The organism is Rhizobium sp. SG570 (assembly GCF_012275345.1).
In the GTDB taxonomy this organism is placed as follows: Bacteria; Pseudomonadota; Alphaproteobacteria; order Rhizobiales; family Rhizobiaceae; genus Rhizobium; species Rhizobium lusitanum.
The window spans coordinates 13,590-29,047 of sequence record NZ_JAAZQI010000038.1 but is presented as its reverse complement, the minus strand read 5'-3'; the positions used below and the strand labels follow the sequence as shown (position 1 = coordinate 29,047).

Below are 15,458 nucleotides of genomic sequence, written 5' to 3'. Positions count from 1 at the left end.
ATCGGACATCTCGTCAAAACAATCGAGCCCAACGAATGCAACAACTACTTCGTCAACGCTGGATACGCTTCCGTCAAAACCTGAAACGCTCTAGAAGAAAGACCCTCGCCTTACTCCCCCAACTCCTGCCGCACCAGCGTCGTCCAAAATGCCACGCCCGACGCGATCGCATCATCGCTGAAATCATAAGCCGTGTTGTGATGCAGCGCACCGTCGACCGCCGGGCCATTGCCGAGCCAGACGTAGCAGCCCGCAGCATTCTGGCCGAAGAAAGCGAAATCGTCGCCGGCGGTCGAAGGCGGGAAGCGCGTCAACACCTTCTCGCCGAAGACGGCAGTCGCGGCTTTCAGCGCCCGCGCGGTGGCATCAGCATTGTTGACGACTGGGGGAATGCGGCGCTCGAACTGATAATCGACCGCGATCCCGTACATGGCCGCCGTGCCCTGCGCCAGGCGTCCGATCTCCTGCTCGAGCTGATCGCGAACCTCTGGCGTATAGGCGCGCGCCGTGCCGCCGATATCGACGGTATCGGGAATGACGTTCAGCGCCTTGGGATCACCCGCCTGCAGCGAGCAGGCGCTGACGACGGCCGGCTGAAGCGGATCGACGACCCGGCCGACGATGGTCTGCAGCGAAGACAGAAATGTTGCGGCGGCCGTGATCGGATCCTTGCCGAGATGCGGCTTGGCGCCGTGGGTGCCGGTGCCGCGAAAGGTGATGCGCCAGCTATCCGAAGACGCGAGCTGAGGGCCCTCGACGACAGCCATTTCATCGACGTCGAGACCGGGCATATTATGAAGGCCATAGACGGCATCGCAGGGGAAGAGATCGAAGAGGCCTTCGTCCACCATGCGCTTGGCGCCGCCACGGCCTTCCTCGGCCGGCTGAAAGATGAAATGCACCGTGCCGGAAAAGCCGCACCTGGCGGCCAGATGGCGGGCGGCACCGATCAGCATGGTCGTATGGCCGTCATGCCCGCAGGCATGCATCTTGCCGGGAATGGTGGACTTGTAAGCTCGGTTGCCCTTTTCCGGCATGGCCAGCGCATCCATATCGGCGCGCAGGCCGATGCGGCGGGTGCCGTTGCCGACCTGCAGCGTGCCGACCACACCGGTCTTGCCGAGGCCGCGATGCACCGTCAGACCCGCCTCCTCCAGCAAAGTGGCGACGATGCTGCTGGTGCGTTCCTCCTCGAAGCCAAGCTCGGGATGGGCGTGAAGGTTATGACGAAGCGACGTCAGGAATGGGAGATCCTGAGCGATCTCATCGAGCAAAGACATGAGCGTTCCTTCGGCATAGGGGCGCTCTATCTTCCCCAAAGCTCCCGCGACTTCAACTCAAATGATGCTCAAGCGCCGAGCTTGTCGAAGATGTGCGCCTTGCCGAGGACAGTAACGGAGACCACGCTGCCGATCTCTGGCAAGCCGACACCAGAACTTTTGATGTTCAACGTCTCCAAGCCATTGGCGTTGGAAAGGACAACCGTCACCGTGCAGATCGCGCCACCGAATTCAATGTCGGTGACTTTGCCGATGCAAACGGCTTCCGTGCCGGCATCAGCGACAACACTGAGGCGCAATTGTTCCGGTCGCAGCATAATGTCTGCACGCCCCTGCCGACCATTGGTATCAGCCGGAATACGCCCCAAGACGCACGAGACAGCGTCATTGCCAAGGTCCGCCGGCAACACGATGGCGTCACCGAGAAAGATAGCGGTCTCGCGGTCTTTTGGATTGAGGTAGAGCGTCTGCGGGGTTCCCGCCTGTATCAGCCTGCCGTCGCGCAGAACCGCTACCTGGTTGGCGAAGGATAGCGCCTCCACCTGATCGTGCGTCACCAGAACCGCGGTGATGCCCGCAATCTGCAGCACGCGGGCGACCGCTTTTCGCATGTTTTCACGCAAACCCGTGTCGAGCGCAGAAAAGGGCTCATCGAGCAGCATCAGCCTCGGCTTACGGCCAAGGGCGCGCGCGAGAGCGACACGCTGTTGCTGGCCGCCGGAGAGCTGATGCGGGCGGCGATCGAGCATGCCGCGATCGAGCTCCACCATGTCGATGAGCGCATTGATCCGCTGATCACGGTCTTGCGCGCCGCGCTCCATGCCGAAGCCGACATTCTCGGCCACGCTCAGATGCGGAAACAGGGCGCCATCCTGTGACACGATACCGATGCCGCGGCGATGCGCTGGTACGATGGCCGGCCCGTCCGCCAGCGTCTGGTCCTCCAGCATCACTTGGCCCTCATCCGGAATCTCGAAGCCGGCGATGATGCGCAGCAGCGTCGTCTTGCCGGAGCCGGAGGGACCGACGATCGCCGTGCGGCTGCCGGCGGCCACCGAAAGTTCGATGCCGTCGAGCGCATGCACCGGGCCATAACGCTTGCTGATATTCTTGATCGCCAGAAAGGTCATTGTCCGGCCGTCCGCTTGGATTGCACATAGAGGAGAAGAGTGAGAGGCAGCGACAGCACGACCATCATGAAGGCGTAGGGCGCGGCCGAGACATAATCGATTTCGCTGGTCAACGACCAGAACTTCGTCGCCAACGTTTCAGTACCGTTGGGCGACAGCATGAGCGTCGCCGTCAGCTCGTTGGTGATACCGAGCGCCACAAGCGCGACGCTGGCAGCAAAGCCGGGCGCGGCCAGGCGCATGGTGATCTGCCGCACGGCTTGGGCAGGCGTGCGGCCGAGCGCCATGGCTGCGCGCTCAAGCTCGACCGGCGCCTGGGCGATGCTGGCGCGCAGGCCGACCAACGCACGCGGCAGGAACAGCAGGACATAGGCGAGCAACAGCGTGGCGAATGTCTGGTAGAGCGGCAGGATCAACCGGACAGTGATCGAGACCAGAGCCAAGGCGACGACGACGCCCGGCAGCGAGCCGACATAGTAGTGGCAGGCTTCGAGGATGCGCTGCAGCCGTCCCGGCGCCCGCACCGACAGCCACGCCATGGGGACCGCAGCGATCGTGGCCAGCAGGCCGCCTGCAATCGCCAAAACGATTGTCTGCAGCAAGGCAGAGCCAACGGTATCGATCCGCCAGATGCCGGCACCACCGAGATAGAGCCAGCGCCCCAGCGTCACAAAGGGAACACCGAGCGTCAACGCGGCGGTCAAGACCGGGAGCACGATGGCCGGAACAACGAACCAACCCAGACGACGCCGATCGGCTGGGCGCGCGGCGCCGGAACCGACGCGCGCATAACGCTCGTTGCCGCGCATCAACACCTCGATGCCGAGCAACAGCAGGCAGCAGAAAACGAGAACGCCGCCCAGCATATTGGCGGCAGGGCTATTATAGGCAGACTGGAACTGATCGACGATCGCGGTCGAGAAGGTGTCGAAGCGGATCATCACGTAGAGGCCGTATTCCGCCAGGAGATGCAGCCCGATCAGCAGCGAGCCGCCGCAGATGGCGAGGCGAAGCTGCGGCAGGACCGCGCGGAAGAAGACGCGCCAAGGGCCGAGACCGAGCGAGGCGGCAGCATCCTCGATCGCCGGATCCAGCCGGCGCAGGGCTGCCGCGACCGGCAAATAGAGGAACGGAAAATAGGCAAGCACCGATACCAGCACGCCGCTCCACAGCCCGTGCATGCTCGGCACGAGGCTGACCCAGGCATAGCTGTGCACGAAGGCGGGCACCGCAAGCGGCGCGACAGCCAGCCAGGACCAGATGCGGGCACCGGGGATATCGGTGCGCTCCGTCAGCCAGGCGAGCGTTACCGCCAGCAGGATGCATAGCGGGATGGTGCAGAGCTCGAGCAGGACGGTATTGACGAGCAGTTCGCCGACACGATTGCGGAAAATCAGCGCGATGACTTCGGCCCAGCCGGTATCGATCGTGATCCAGACGATAAAGCCGAGCGGCACCAGGCTCATGAGGGCAACGACGGATGCGAAAGCGACGACGGAAGCATGCCGAACGCGACTGCGGGGAGCAGCCGTCAACTGGGGCATTCGCGTGGCGGCGGCCTCACCGGCCGGCGCGGCATATGTGTTCTTCTGCAGCAAGTCCTAGCTGCCTTTCACGCCCTGAAATGGGAAGGCAACCGCCGTTGAAAGGCGATTGCCAGATCGACCGACCTGAAGGCCATCGCATGCCCCTAGCAGGGCATGCGACGGTGATGCAAGAGCCAAGGTCGGGATAGGCCTATCCGAAAACCGCGGAAAGGCGTCTCGATCCGGGCATTTGCCTTAGATGAGCCCAGCTTCCGTCATCAGGTCGGTGACCTTCTTGCTGTTCAGCTTGGAGGGCTCGACCTTCGGTGCCTGCAGGTCCGTCAGCGGCACCAGCTTCGGATTGGAAGCGTCGCCAATGCCGACGGCATATTCATAGGAGTCGCCGTCGCGCAGTACGGCCTGACCGCCCTTGCCGGTGATCCACTTCAGGAATGCCTGGGCTTCCTTCTGATGCTGGCTGGAGGCCAGAACCGCACCGCCGGAGATGCTGACGAATGCGCCCGGATCCTGGTTCTTGAAATAGTGCAGGGCAACGTTCTTGCTGTTTTCGCCGGTCTTGGCCTGATCGCCGAACCAATAGTAGTGATAGATCACCGCGCCTTCGATCTCGCCCGCGTTGACGGCCTTCATCGCGACGCTGTTGCCCTTGTAGAAGCTGGCGTTTGCCTTCATCGCCTTCAGCCATGCGCGCGTGGCATCCTCGCCCTTCAGCTCGAGAAACGCACTGACGATCGCCTGGAAATCGGCACCGGCCGGCGAAGCGCCCCAGCGGCCCTTCCACTTGGCATCGGCCAGATCGAGCATCGACTTCGGCAGGTCGCCTTCCTTCAGCTTGGTCTTGTCATAGGCAAAAACCGTCGAGCGGGCGGCAACGCCGACCCAATTGCCATCGGCGGATTTGAAGGTGTCCGGCACCTGGCCGAGCGTTGCGGCATCGACCGGGGCAAAGAGCTTGTTGGCGTCGACCAGCGTCATGCCCGGAGAGTTCTCGGTCAGATAAACGTCTGCGGGGGAAGCAGCGCCTTCCTGGATGATCTGGTTGGCGAACTGCATGTCGCTGCCGTTGCGGATCGTGACCTTGATGCCGGTTTCCTTGGTGAAGCCGTCCGCCCAGGCCTGCGTCAGCGTCTCGTGCTGGGCATTGTAGACCACGATGCCTTCGGAATCGGCGGCATTCGCCACCATCGGAGCAACGGCAAGGCCTGCTGCAAGCGCCAGCGCGCTGGTGAGGTGAGAAAAGGAAAAAGCCATAAGTCCTCTCGCTTGAAAGTCGCCGCCCCCGGCAGCGATGCGCTAGCGTATATTTTTCCTGAGAATTATTTTCAAGTTTACACTCGCGCCCTGCTTATCACAAAAGTTTTACAACGGAGTCAAGTTTTCACTGACACCTCTGCGGCAAGCTCGAGCCAAGCACGGCCGGCATGCGACAGGTAACCGCCGCGCCGCCAAATCCATGCCATGTGCCACTGCATGTCAGGCTCGACGACGAGCGCGTGGCTGATGCCGGGGCGCAGGCGTTGCTCGGCGATCAGCCGGGGCAGGAAGCCGACACCGAGACCAGCGGCGACCAACTCGACGATGAAATTGATCTGGCTTGAGCGTGCGACGATATCGGGCGCGAAGCCGGCGATGCGACAGGCATCGAGAATGATGCCATTAAGGGCAAAGCCGGTTTCGAACAGAATGAAGGGATTGCCTTGCAGCGCCGCGAGCGAAACCGTCTCATGGCCGGCAAGCGGATGCGTTGATGGCAGCAGCACATGCATCGGCTCGCAACGCACGCTCTGCCACTCGAACGCATCGAGCGTCGGCAGAAGCGAGGCGCCGAGATCGACCTCATCGGAAAGCACCATCTCCTCCAGCCGCTTGGCGCCCTGCTCCGCCAGCTTGATCTCGATGCCGGGATAGCGGCTACGGAAGACGGCAAATACCGGCGCGAACAGCGCATCGTTGCCGATCGGCGGCAGGCCGAGCCGCAGAGTGCCACGTGCGAGGCCACGCAATTCGGCGAGTTCGGCGAGAAGATCGTCGCGCCCGGCAAGGAGCGTTATCGCCCGGCGATAGACGACCTCGCCGGCATCCGTCAGCGTCGTGCGATGGCCGATGCGATTGAGCAGCGGCAGACCAAGCTCGTCCTCGAGCTGTCGCACGGCCTTGCTTACGGCGGACTGGGTTGCGAACACCACCTTGGCCGCTTCCGAAAAGCCGCCCTGGCGCACCACCTCGACAAAGGCTCGCAGCGTTCGAAGTTCCATCACTATTCCATACAGGACTGAATTTAATGAAATCAATTCATTTTATTCATGGGCGAGAAATGACTATCTTCAGGCCATCCGATTTCCCCGAGTTTTCCCATGCGCATCGACCTGCAAGACCGTCCGAAACTGAGCCGCCTGGCTCAGATCCTGCTGCTATTGGCCTTCTGGCAGGCGGGTGAGGCCATCGTGCGCCTTGCGCATCTGCCCATACCCGGCGCCATCGCCGGCATGCTGCTGGTGCTGGCATTGTTTGCGAGCGGCAAGGTGGGGGTCGCAAGCATGCAGCGTGGAGCGGAATGGTTTCTGGCCGAAATGCTGCTGTTCTTCGTGCCGGCTGTGCTCGCGGTGCTAGACCATGGCGAATTCATCGGGATCGTCGGGCTGAAAGTGCTGGCCGTCATTCTGGTCGGCACCATCATCGTCATGGGTGTCACTGCGATTGCGATCGATATCGGTTGCCGCCTGATGATGCGCCAGGGAGTATCCCGTCATGTCCGCAATTGAAGCGACTGCATCCGGTCTGTTCTGGCCATTGGCGACGATCGGCCTCTACTATCTTTCCAAAGCGCTCTATCGCCGCCGGCCTTTGCTGTGGCTGTCGCCGCTGATCGCAGCGCCGACGGTTCTGATCCTCATCGCCCTCGTCCTGCATGCGAGCTATCAGGATTATATGCATGACAGCCGTTGGCTGCTTGCCTTGCTGGGGCCGGCGACCGTTGCCTTCGCAGTGCCGATCTACGAGCAGCGGAATCTTATCAAGCGCTATTGGCCCGTGCTTTTGTTCGGGGTAACGGTCGGCAGCACTACGGCCATGGTCTCGGCCTGGGGGTTTGCCAGCCTTCTCGGCCTTGATGAAAGCCTGCGTCTCAGCCTGATGCCGCGCTCGATCAGCACCCCTTTCGCCATGGTCGTATCGGGCGACATCGGCGGCGTGCCAAATCTCACCGCCGTTTTCGTCGTCATCACCGGCCTGTTTGGCGCCGTCGTCGGCCAGACGCTCTTACGGCTGCTGCCGCTCCGGTCCGGTATCGCCCGCGGCGCGCTGTTCGGCATGGGGGCGCATGGTGTCGGCGTCGCGAAGGCCAACGAGATCGGCCGCGAAGAAGGATCGATCGCCGGGCTGGTCATGGTGCTGGTAGGACTGACCAATGTGCTGGCGGCACCGTTGATCGCATGGCTGATGCATTCTGCCTGAACGAAAAAGGCCGCGACGCTCGCACGCCGCGGCCTTTTTCAATTCGAAAATCCGGCTCAGCTGTCCTTCGTCTCCAGCGTCTTGCTGAAGAAGATCGCGACCAGCGTGCAGACGACGCCGGACAGCAGATAGAGGCTGGTATAGACGAGGCCGAACTGGCTGGAGAGGCTCAGCGCCACGAAGGGCGCAAAGCCCGCGCCGATCAGCCAGGACAGATCCGACGTCAAGGCCGAGCCGCTATAGCGATAATTGCGGCTGAAGCGGGAGGCACTGGCGCCCGCCGCCTGACCGAAAGAAAGGCCGAGCAGCGTGAAGCCGAGGACCACATAGATGTGACGGCCGGTGACACCGCCATCGAGCAGCCATGGCGCGACGAAGGCAAAGCAGGCGATCAACACTGCGGCGACGGCGAGCTGATTGCGACGGCCGATCCGGTCGGCAATGAGGCCGGAACAGATGATGGAGACGATGCCGCAAATGGCGCCGAGGAACTCCATCAACAGGAATGAGCCGGGAGTTTGCTGGCTGTAAAGCGTCACCCAGCTGAGCGGGAAGACGGTGACCAGATGGAAGGTCGCGAAGCTTGTGAGCGGCACGAAGGCGCCGATCAGCACGTCGCGGCCATGCACGCGCAGCAGTTCCGTCATCTTCACGGGCTCGAGCTCATGGCGCTCCAGCAGAGTGCCGAATTCTTCGGTCGCCACCAGGCGCAGGCGGGCAAACAGCGCGACCACGTTGACCGCGAAGGCGCAGAAGAACGGGTAACGCCAACCCCAATCGAGGAAGTCCGCCGTCGTCAGGCTCGTGATCAAATAGGCAAACAGCGCACTCGCCAGCATGAAGCCGATGGGGGCGCCGAGCTGCGGGATCATCGCATACCAGCCACGGCGATTGGCGGGTGCATTCAGCGCCAGCAGCGAGGCCAGGCCGTCCCAGGCGCCGCCGAGCGCAAGGCCCTGGCCGATGCGGAAGGTGGCGAGCAGGACGATCGCATAGACACCGACCTCGGAGTAGCCCGGCAGAAAGCTCATCGCCGCCGTCGAGCCGCCAAGCAGGAACAGCGCGATCGTAAGCTTGACGCCGCGACCGTATCTCCGGTCGATCGCCATGAAAATGAACGATCCGATCGGGCGGGCGATGAACGCCAGCGCGAAGACCAGGAAGGAGAGCAACGTGCCACGCAGCGGGTCTGCGAAGGGAAAGAAAAGCTTCGGAAAAACCAGCACCGAGGCAATGGCATAGATGAAGAAATCGAAAAACTCGGACGTGCGACCGATGATCACGCCGATGGCAATGTTGCCCGGGGCGACCGCACCACCGGCATGCATACTGCGGGCATCGCTCTCGAGAGTTGAAGATGTAGGGTTCAGTGTTTCATGTGTCACGCTGACCATGTACGGGAGCCTCCCACTCCGAGCGCGAACTCCTCCACGAATTCGCGCGTAATGAAAATGTCGATCAAACGCGCGAACATATCAAGACTGGAGCATGAAATAATTCGCAAATTAGAGGCAAGTGACACGATTTCCGCCTTTGTCGCCGCATTCCCGATAGTCGGGGAACTACCATCGGTAGCCATTTGTTCCGATCCGGGTATATTGGCCGCCATAAAAAGCGATGGCCGCCGGAGAACCTTCTAGATTTCTCAGGATTTCCCCGATAGGGGGAACGGCATTTCATGCCGCACCGCACTTGCGCTTGTTGCGGTGCGACGAAACACCTCATATCGTTCATGACCGCCGTCCTTTAGTCGCGGTACGGTCGAAACAAAAAGAGCTTTAAGACGTGCTAAGACTAGCGAAGATTTTCAGCCGCTTATTTGTCCTCCCCCTGATTTTGCTGCTGTCAGGCTGCAACATGGTGGTGATGACCCCCTCCGGCGACATCGCCGTACAGCAACGCAACCTGATCATCGTCTCGGTCGTCCTGATGCTGGTCATCATCATACCGGTGATCTTCCTCACGCTGTTCTTCGCCTGGAAATATCGCCAGTCGAACAAAGAGGCAGCCTACGAGCCGGATTGGCATCATTCGACACGTCTCGAACTGGTCATCTGGTCCGCCCCGCTCGCCATCATCATCGCGCTCGGCGCCGTCACCTGGATCAGCACCCACCAGCTGGACCCCTACAGACCGCTCGACCGCATCGCCGCCGACAAGCCGATAAGCGCCGACGTGAAGCCGCTGACGGTCGAGGTCGTCGCGCTCGACTGGAAATGGCTGTTCTTCTATCCGGACTACGGCATCGCCACGGTCAACGAAATGGCCGCCCCGGTCGACAGGCCGATCAACTTCAAGATCACGGCTTCCTCGGTGATGAACTCCTTCTTCATCCCGGCACTGGCAGGCCAGATCTACGCCATGCCGGGCATGGAGACGAAGCTGCACGCCGTCATCAATCATCCCGGCGAATTCCAGGGCCTGTCCGCCAACTATAGCGGCGCCGGCTTCTCGCACATGCGCTTCAAGTTCCATGGCCTGAACCAGGCGGATTTCGACCAGTGGATCCAGAAGGCCAAGAGCCAGGGCACGGCGCTCGGCCGCCCGGAATATCTGAGCCTCGCTCAGCCGAGCGAACGCAATCCGGTGCAGTACTTCAACGCCGTCGATGATGGTCTCTACAACGCCATCCTCAACATGTGCGCCGATCCGAGCAAGATGTGCATGAGCGAAATGATGCATATCGATGCCAAGGGCGGCGCCGGCAAGGAAAGCCAGGAAAACCGCGAGCGTCTGATCTACGACAACCGCGGCGCCGGTCACGCGGACGCAACGCCCGTCAAGGCAGACGGCTCCGCGGCCAACACCATGCAGCATGGCGACACGGCGATGCAGGGCATGGGCTCCATGCAAGGCATGGATATGGGCAACGGCTCTTCTTCAGATTCGTCGACCGGTTCGGCGCAGCACCAGGGTCACTGATCCGGTGCGCTTAGTAACAAGACATTTATAAGGACAGAGGCAATCCATGTTTTCCAACCCGGACCTCTATAAATTCATCTTCGGTCGGCTGACGCTCGAGTCCATCCCTTATCACGAGCCGATCCTCGTCGTGACCTTCATCGGTGTCGCCATCGGCGGCATCGCTCTTCTGGGCGTGCTCACCTATTTCCGCCTCTGGGGCTATCTCTGGAAGGAATGGTTCACCAGCATCGACCACAAGAAGATCGGTATCATGTACATCGTGCTGGCGCTGATCATGCTGCTGCGCGGCTTTTCCGACGCACTGATGATGCGTGCCCAGCAGGCGTTCGCCTTCAACGGATCTGACGGCTTCCTGCCGCCGCACCACTACGACCAGGTATTCACCGCCCATGGCGTCATCATGATCTTTTTCGTGGCGATGCCGATGGTGACGGGTCTGATGAACTTCGTCGTACCGCTGCAGATCGGCGCACGCGACGTTTCGTTTCCGTTCCTCAACAACTTCTCCTTCTGGATGACGACGGCCGGCGCGATCATCATCATGATCTCGCTGTTCATCGGCGAGTTCGCAAAGACCGGTTGGCTCGCCTACCCGCCGCTGTCGGAAAGCGCCTATAGTCCCGACGTCGGCGTCGACTATTACATCTGGGGCCTGCAGGTCGCCGGCATCGGCACGCTGCTGTCGGGCGTCAACCTCGTCGCGACCATCGTCAAGATGCGTGCGCCGGGCATGACGATGATGAAAATGCCCGTCTTCACCTGGACCGCGCTCTGCACCAACGTGCTGATCGTCGCCGCCTTCCCGGTCCTGACTGCCGTTCTCGCCCTGCTGTCGCTCGACCGCTACGCCGGCACGAACTTCTTCACCAACGACCTTGGCGGCAACCCGATGATGTATATCAACCTCATCTGGATCTGGGGTCACCCGGAAGTCTACATCCTGATCCTGCCGGCCTTCGGCGTGTTCTCGGAAGTCGTTGCCACCTTCTCCGGCAAGCGCCTCTTCGGTTATGCCTCGATGGTGTACGCCACCGTCGTCATCACCATCCTGTCGTACCTGGTCTGGCTCCACCACTTCTTCACCATGGGTTCGGGTGCCAGCGTCAACTCCTTCTTCGGCATCACGACGATGATCATCTCGATCCCGACGGGTGCGAAGCTGTTCAACTGGCTCTTCACCATGTATCGCGGCCGCATCCGCTATGAAGTGCCGATGCTGTGGACCGTGGCCTTCATGGTCACCTTCACGATCGGCGGCATGACCGGCGTCATGCTTGCGGTTCCGCCGGCAGACTTCGTGCTGCACAATTCCTTGTTCCTGATCGCCCACTTCCACAACGTCATCATCGGCGGCGTGCTGTTCGGCATGTTCGCCGGCATCGCCTACTGGTTCCCGAAGGCCTTCGGCTTCAAGCTCGATCCGTTCTGGGGCAAGATGTCCTTCTGGTTCTGGGTCGTCGGCTTCTACTTCGCCTTCATGCCGCTCTACGTGCTCGGCCTGATGGGCGTCACCCGCCGCGTCTCGCAGTTCGACGATCCCTCGCTGCAGATCTACTTCATCGTCGCCGCGCTCGGCGCCGTGATGATCGCCATCGGCATCGCCTCCTTCATCATCCAGCTCGTCGTCAGCTTCATCAAGCGCGAAGAGCTTCGCGACGTGACCGGCGACCCGTGGAACGGCCGCACGCTGGAATGGTCCACGTCCTCGCCGCCGCCGGAATACAATTTCGCGCTGACGCCGATCGTCCACGACAACGACGCCTGGTGGGACATGAAGAGCCGCGGCTACGTCAGGCCGACCGAAGGCTTCATACCGATCCACATGCCGAAGAGCACGGGGACGGGCATCATCCTCGGCGTTCTCTCGATCGCCTTCGCATTCGGCATGATCTGGTACATCTGGTGGCTCGCCGCCATCACCTTCGCCGCGATGATCATCATTACGATCGGCCATACCTTCAACTATAAGCGCGACTTCCACATTCCCGCCGAGGAGGTCGTGAAGACCGAGAACGAGCGTACGAAGCTGCTCGCAGGACAGGTATAAGACCCATGACGACCCAAACCGCACATGCTCCCAAGGGCGGCGAAACGCCCGCCTTCTACATGACGGAAGAGTATCATCCGGAAGGCAGCACCATGCTGGGCTTCTGGATCTACATCATGAGCGACTGCCTGATCTTCGCAGTCCTCTTCGCGACCTATGCCGTGCTCGGCCATAACTACGCGGCAGGCCCTTCTCCGGCCGACCTCTTCGAGCTGCCGCTCGTCGCCCTCAACACGGCGATGCTGCTTTTCTCCTCCATCACCTATGGCTTCGCCATGCTGGCGATGGAGAAGGACAATAAGTCGGGAACGATGATGTGGCTGGCGATCACCGGCCTGTTCGGCGCAGCCTTCATCTTCTTCGAACTCTACGAGTTCTATCACCTGATCCTCGACGGCGCCGGCCCGCAGCGCAGCGCCTTCCTGTCGGCCTTCTTCACCCTGGTCGGCACGCACGGGCTGCACGTCACCGTCGGCATCGTCTGGCTGATCACACTGATGGTGCAAACCGGCCAGCATGGCCTCATCCCCGAGAACAAGCGCCGCCTGATGTGCCTTTCGATGTTCTGGCACTTCCTCGACGTCGTCTGGATCGGCGTGTTTTCCTTCGTCTACCTCATGGGAGTTCTCGGATGAGCTCGAACACCGACCATTCGCATCATTCCGCCGACGCCCATGGTCACGACCACCATGGCGGTCACGAGGCCGCTCACGGCACCTTCAAGAGCTACATGACGGGGTTCGTTCTTTCCGTCATCCTGACCGCCATTCCCTTCTGGCTGGTCATGGCAAAGGTCTTCTCCGATCCCGTCGTGACAGCCGCCCTGATCATGGTACTCGGCGCGATCCAGATCATCGTGCACATGATCTACTTCCTGCACATGAACACCCGTTCGGAAGGCGGCTGGAACATGATGGCGCTGATCTTCACCATCGTGCTTGTCATCATCGCCCTTTCCGGCTCGCTCTGGGTCATGCATCACCTCAACTCGAACATGATGCCCATGTCGCCCGAGATGATGCGCAACATGCCTTGATCGCAAGCGGCGGGCCTTCGACAGGAGGCCCGCCCTCTTTCCGGCGCGAGAGTTCCGCCGGATGCTGCGTGGCACAGCCCTCGGGACGCACAAGGTTCGCAGCCCAATTTCCCCGACGACGCATGATATTCCGCGAAGGCCGTTTCGCACCTCCCGAAATCATGCGGCAGCGCGTCCCCCGGAGACCAGCGCATGACCGATACTCCTTCGACAACGTCTCCCGATAAGCCTCGCTCGATGCTCAAGCTCGCCATCTGGGTGCTGCTGCTCCTGCTGCTGACCGCACTCCTGATCGGCCTCGGCACCTGGCAGGTGCAGCGGCTGCATTGGAAGCTCGATCTGATCGCCAGGGTCGATGCCCGCGTGCACGCACCGGCGGTTCCGGCGCCGGGACCAGCGCAATGGGCTGACGTGACAGCCGAAAACTCCGAATACAAGCGTGTCCAGGTGAGCGGCACTTTCCTCAACGACAAGGAAACGCAGGTCTATGCCTCGACCGTGCTCGGCCCCGGCTATTGGGTGCTGACACCGCTGAGGGAAGCCGACGGGACGATCGTCATTGTCAATCGCGGCTTTGTTCCCACAGAGAAGCGCAAGCCGGCGACGCGTCCGGCCGGCCAGATCAGCGACGAGACGACCGTCACCGGCTTGCTGCGGATCAACGAGCCCAAGGGCACACTGCTGCGTTCCAATGTGCCGGCGGAGGAGCGCTGGTATTCACGCGACGTGAACGCGATAGCCGACGTGCGCGGCCTGCAGAACGTGGCGCCCTACTTCATCGACGCGGACGATACGAAAAATCCGGGCGACCTGCCGGTTGGAGGATTGACGCAGATCGTCTTCCACAACAGCCATATCGTCTATGCCATTACCTGGTACGGGCTGGCTGTCATGACGCTCGGCCTCGCAGTATTCCTCGTCTATTTCGAACGGCAGCGGGCGAAGGCGGTCCGCTGATCCCCATGGTATTGTTTTCCGCAATTGCGGACAGAACCGCTAGGCACTTTTCCTGGAATCGCTCTATTCCACCATCCGCGGGAAGCGAAGCTGCCAGCGCCGGCCGTCGCTCGTCATCTCGACCATGCCGAACGGCTCGACGTCGATCGTCCAGAATGCCGCAAGCGGGGCCTGCAACACGTGCAGGACGGCGGCGCGGATGACGCTGGCATGGGTGACGGCGACGGTGTGACCGGCATCATGAAGATGATGCCCCATCCATTCGCCAATGCGCAACACGACCGACGACAGAGATTCGCCGCCATGAGGTGCGGCGTCCAAATCCGTCATCCATAGCGCCAGGGATTCCGGGTCACTTTCATGAAGTTCGGCAAGCGATTTTCCACACCACTCGCCGTAGTCACATTCGCGCAAGGCAGTCTCAAGGATGGCGTCAGGACCGAGGATAGCGGCCGTCTGACGCGCGCGCAGCGCCGGGGCCGTCCAGACCCGATCGATCGTTGCGAGCCTGGTAAAGGGCAATTTGGCTCGCTGCGCCGCTTTCGCTTCCAACGGCTCGTCGTCCGGAAAACAGCCCTTTCGATTGGCTTCCGTCGGCCCATGACAAATCCAGCTCAGGCGTGCCTTCATGACACTCGATATCCCCATGCCTTGTCGCGATTTAACATCGCAACAGCGTTTGATTGACAATCATCTTTGTGGACAGATATAAACTTGCACTTACGGGTGTGGAAGCCGGTGAAATCCCGGCGCGGTCGCGCCACTGTAATCGATGACGGAAGCTTCGCCCTCGAGAGCCAGACCCTTCCCGTAAAGAACCCTTCCGCAAATGGAACGCGCTTTTCTTAAAGAGGGAACGACAATGTCTGACACCGCTTTCGCACCATCCGCAATCCCCCAGCCGATCCCGCTCGGCCAAATCCTGCCATGGGCTGTTTTCGCCGGCCTGTTGATGCTGCTGGCGATCTATTTCGTCGGCGCCGAGGAAGGCGCGACCTCGCTGATATCAGGCATGTATGTGCACGAATTCGTGCATGATGCCCGTCACCTGCTCGGTTTCCCCTGCCACTAAGGGACCAGGCA

15 protein-coding genes and 1 riboswitch are annotated in these 15,458 nt (G+C 61.3%); of the genes, 8 read left to right on the top strand and 7 right to left on the bottom strand.

What is annotated here, in order from left to right:
- Positions 1 to 110: 110 nt before the first annotated feature.
- From FHT28_RS34965 to FHT28_RS34945, 5 genes are all read right to left on the bottom strand, one after another.
- The gene (locus FHT28_RS34965) at positions 111 to 1,280 is read right to left on the bottom strand and encodes a M20 aminoacylase family protein (RefSeq protein WP_047560066.1); all 1,170 of its coding nucleotides are present in this window, start codon (positions 1,278 to 1,280) and stop codon (positions 111 to 113) included.
- Between the two features lie 68 nt (positions 1,281 to 1,348).
- Positions 1,349 to 2,410 carry an ABC transporter ATP-binding protein gene (locus FHT28_RS34960; RefSeq protein ID WP_037200863.1) on the bottom strand — a complete coding sequence of 354 codons (1,062 nt, stop codon included), beginning with the start codon at positions 2,408 to 2,410 and terminating at the stop codon, positions 1,349 to 1,351.
- Positions 2,407 to 3,954 (bottom strand): iron ABC transporter permease, encoded by a 1,548-nt coding sequence (locus FHT28_RS34955; RefSeq protein ID WP_246705051.1) that lies wholly within the window; start codon positions 3,952 to 3,954, stop codon positions 2,407 to 2,409. The genes FHT28_RS34960 and FHT28_RS34955 overlap by 4 nt, the downstream gene beginning before the upstream one ends.
- 237 nt (positions 3,955 to 4,191) lie before the next feature.
- Positions 4,192 to 5,208 (bottom strand): iron ABC transporter substrate-binding protein, encoded by a 1,017-nt coding sequence (locus FHT28_RS34950; RefSeq protein WP_037200867.1) that lies wholly within the window; start codon positions 5,206 to 5,208, stop codon positions 4,192 to 4,194.
- Positions 5,209 to 5,327: 119 nt separating this feature from the next.
- Positions 5,328 to 6,212, bottom strand: a complete 885-nt coding sequence (locus tag FHT28_RS34945; protein WP_047640343.1) for a LysR family transcriptional regulator — start codon at positions 6,210 to 6,212, stop codon at positions 5,328 to 5,330.
- Positions 6,213 to 6,311: 99 nt separating this feature from the next.
- On the opposite strand from FHT28_RS34945, the gene FHT28_RS34940 reads away from it, so the two are divergent.
- The gene (locus tag FHT28_RS34940; RefSeq protein WP_112442585.1) at positions 6,312 to 6,719 is read left to right on the top strand and encodes a CidA/LrgA family protein; all 408 of its coding nucleotides are present in this window, start codon (positions 6,312 to 6,314) and stop codon (positions 6,717 to 6,719) included.
- Positions 6,706 to 7,410: an LrgB family protein gene (locus tag FHT28_RS34935; protein WP_168598801.1), complete on the top strand. Its 705-nt coding sequence runs from the start codon at positions 6,706 to 6,708 to the stop codon at positions 7,408 to 7,410. The genes FHT28_RS34940 and FHT28_RS34935 overlap by 14 nt, the downstream gene beginning before the upstream one ends.
- Positions 7,411 to 7,466: 56 nt before the next feature.
- On the opposite strand, the gene FHT28_RS34930 is transcribed toward FHT28_RS34935, so the two are convergent.
- Positions 7,467 to 8,804, bottom strand: coding sequence for an MFS transporter (locus FHT28_RS34930; protein WP_168598800.1), 1,338 nt, complete (start codon positions 8,802 to 8,804; stop codon positions 7,467 to 7,469).
- A gap of 391 nt (positions 8,805 to 9,195) precedes the next feature.
- Between FHT28_RS34930 and cyoA the strand changes: the two genes are divergently transcribed.
- The 5 genes from cyoA (at position 9,196) to FHT28_RS34905 (ending at position 14,375) form a co-directional block, all read left to right on the top strand.
- Complete coding sequence (gene cyoA, locus FHT28_RS34925) at positions 9,196 to 10,332, top strand: ubiquinol oxidase subunit II (protein WP_168598799.1); 1,137 nt, start codon at positions 9,196 to 9,198, stop codon at positions 10,330 to 10,332.
- A gap of 46 nt (positions 10,333 to 10,378) precedes the next feature.
- Positions 10,379 to 12,382, top strand: coding sequence for a cytochrome o ubiquinol oxidase subunit I (gene cyoB, locus FHT28_RS34920; protein WP_037200878.1), 2,004 nt, complete (start codon positions 10,379 to 10,381; stop codon positions 12,380 to 12,382).
- 5 nt (positions 12,383 to 12,387) lie between these two features.
- On the top strand, positions 12,388 to 13,017 hold the full coding sequence (gene cyoC, locus FHT28_RS34915) for a cytochrome o ubiquinol oxidase subunit III (protein WP_047559857.1): 630 nt from the start codon (positions 12,388 to 12,390) through the stop codon (positions 13,015 to 13,017).
- Positions 13,014 to 13,418, top strand: coding sequence for a cytochrome o ubiquinol oxidase subunit IV (gene cyoD, locus FHT28_RS34910; RefSeq protein WP_037200882.1), 405 nt, complete (start codon positions 13,014 to 13,016; stop codon positions 13,416 to 13,418). Before cyoC ends, cyoD begins: the two co-directional genes overlap by 4 nt.
- Positions 13,419 to 13,610: 192 nt before the next feature.
- Entirely contained in the window at positions 13,611 to 14,375 is a 765-nt protein-coding gene (locus tag FHT28_RS34905; RefSeq protein ID WP_047640344.1) for an SURF1 family protein, read from the top strand.
- Between the two features lie 63 nt (positions 14,376 to 14,438).
- Here the strand turns inward: FHT28_RS34905 and FHT28_RS34900 are convergent, their stop codons facing one another.
- Entirely contained in the window at positions 14,439 to 15,005 is a 567-nt protein-coding gene (locus FHT28_RS34900; protein WP_168598798.1) for a histidine phosphatase family protein, read from the bottom strand.
- Between the two features lie 100 nt (positions 15,006 to 15,105).
- Positions 15,106 to 15,178, top strand: a riboswitch (cobalamin riboswitch).
- A gap of 59 nt (positions 15,179 to 15,237) precedes the next feature.
- On the opposite strand from FHT28_RS34900, the gene FHT28_RS34895 reads away from it, so the two are divergent.
- Positions 15,238 to 15,447: a CbtB-domain containing protein gene (locus FHT28_RS34895; protein WP_034512131.1), complete on the top strand. Its 210-nt coding sequence runs from the start codon at positions 15,238 to 15,240 to the stop codon at positions 15,445 to 15,447.
- Positions 15,448 to 15,458 lie beyond the last annotated feature (11 nt).

Bases quoted from the DNA above. Each gene is read 5' to 3' on its own strand.
- cyoD (WP_037200882.1), top strand. From the start codon at position 13,014: ATGAGCTCGAACACCGACCATTCGCATCATTCCGCCGACGCCCATGGT.
- cyoB (WP_037200878.1), top strand. From the start codon at position 10,379: ATGTTTTCCAACCCGGACCTCTATAAATTCATCTTCGGTCGGCTGACG.
- FHT28_RS34900 (WP_168598798.1), bottom strand. From the start codon at position 15,005: ATGAAGGCACGCCTGAGCTGGATTTGTCATGGGCCGACGGAAGCCAAT.
- FHT28_RS34895 (WP_034512131.1), top strand. From the start codon at position 15,238: ATGTCTGACACCGCTTTCGCACCATCCGCAATCCCCCAGCCGATCCCG.
- FHT28_RS34905 (WP_047640344.1), top strand. From the start codon at position 13,611: ATGACCGATACTCCTTCGACAACGTCTCCCGATAAGCCTCGCTCGATG.
- FHT28_RS34940 (WP_112442585.1), top strand. From the start codon at position 6,312: ATGCGCATCGACCTGCAAGACCGTCCGAAACTGAGCCGCCTGGCTCAG.
- FHT28_RS34965 (WP_047560066.1), bottom strand. From the start codon at position 1,280: ATGTCTTTGCTCGATGAGATCGCTCAGGATCTCCCATTCCTGACGTCG.
- FHT28_RS34950 (WP_037200867.1), bottom strand. From the start codon at position 5,208: ATGGCTTTTTCCTTTTCTCACCTCACCAGCGCGCTGGCGCTTGCAGCA.
- FHT28_RS34930 (WP_168598800.1), bottom strand. From the start codon at position 8,804: ATGGTCAGCGTGACACATGAAACACTGAACCCTACATCTTCAACTCTC.
- FHT28_RS34955 (WP_246705051.1), bottom strand. From the start codon at position 3,954: ATGCCCCAGTTGACGGCTGCTCCCCGCAGTCGCGTTCGGCATGCTTCC.
- FHT28_RS34935 (WP_168598801.1), top strand. From the start codon at position 6,706: ATGTCCGCAATTGAAGCGACTGCATCCGGTCTGTTCTGGCCATTGGCG.
- FHT28_RS34945 (WP_047640343.1), bottom strand. From the start codon at position 6,212: ATGGAACTTCGAACGCTGCGAGCCTTTGTCGAGGTGGTGCGCCAGGGC.
- cyoC (WP_047559857.1), top strand. From the start codon at position 12,388: ATGACGACCCAAACCGCACATGCTCCCAAGGGCGGCGAAACGCCCGCC.
- FHT28_RS34960 (WP_037200863.1), bottom strand. From the start codon at position 2,410: ATGACCTTTCTGGCGATCAAGAATATCAGCAAGCGTTATGGCCCGGTG.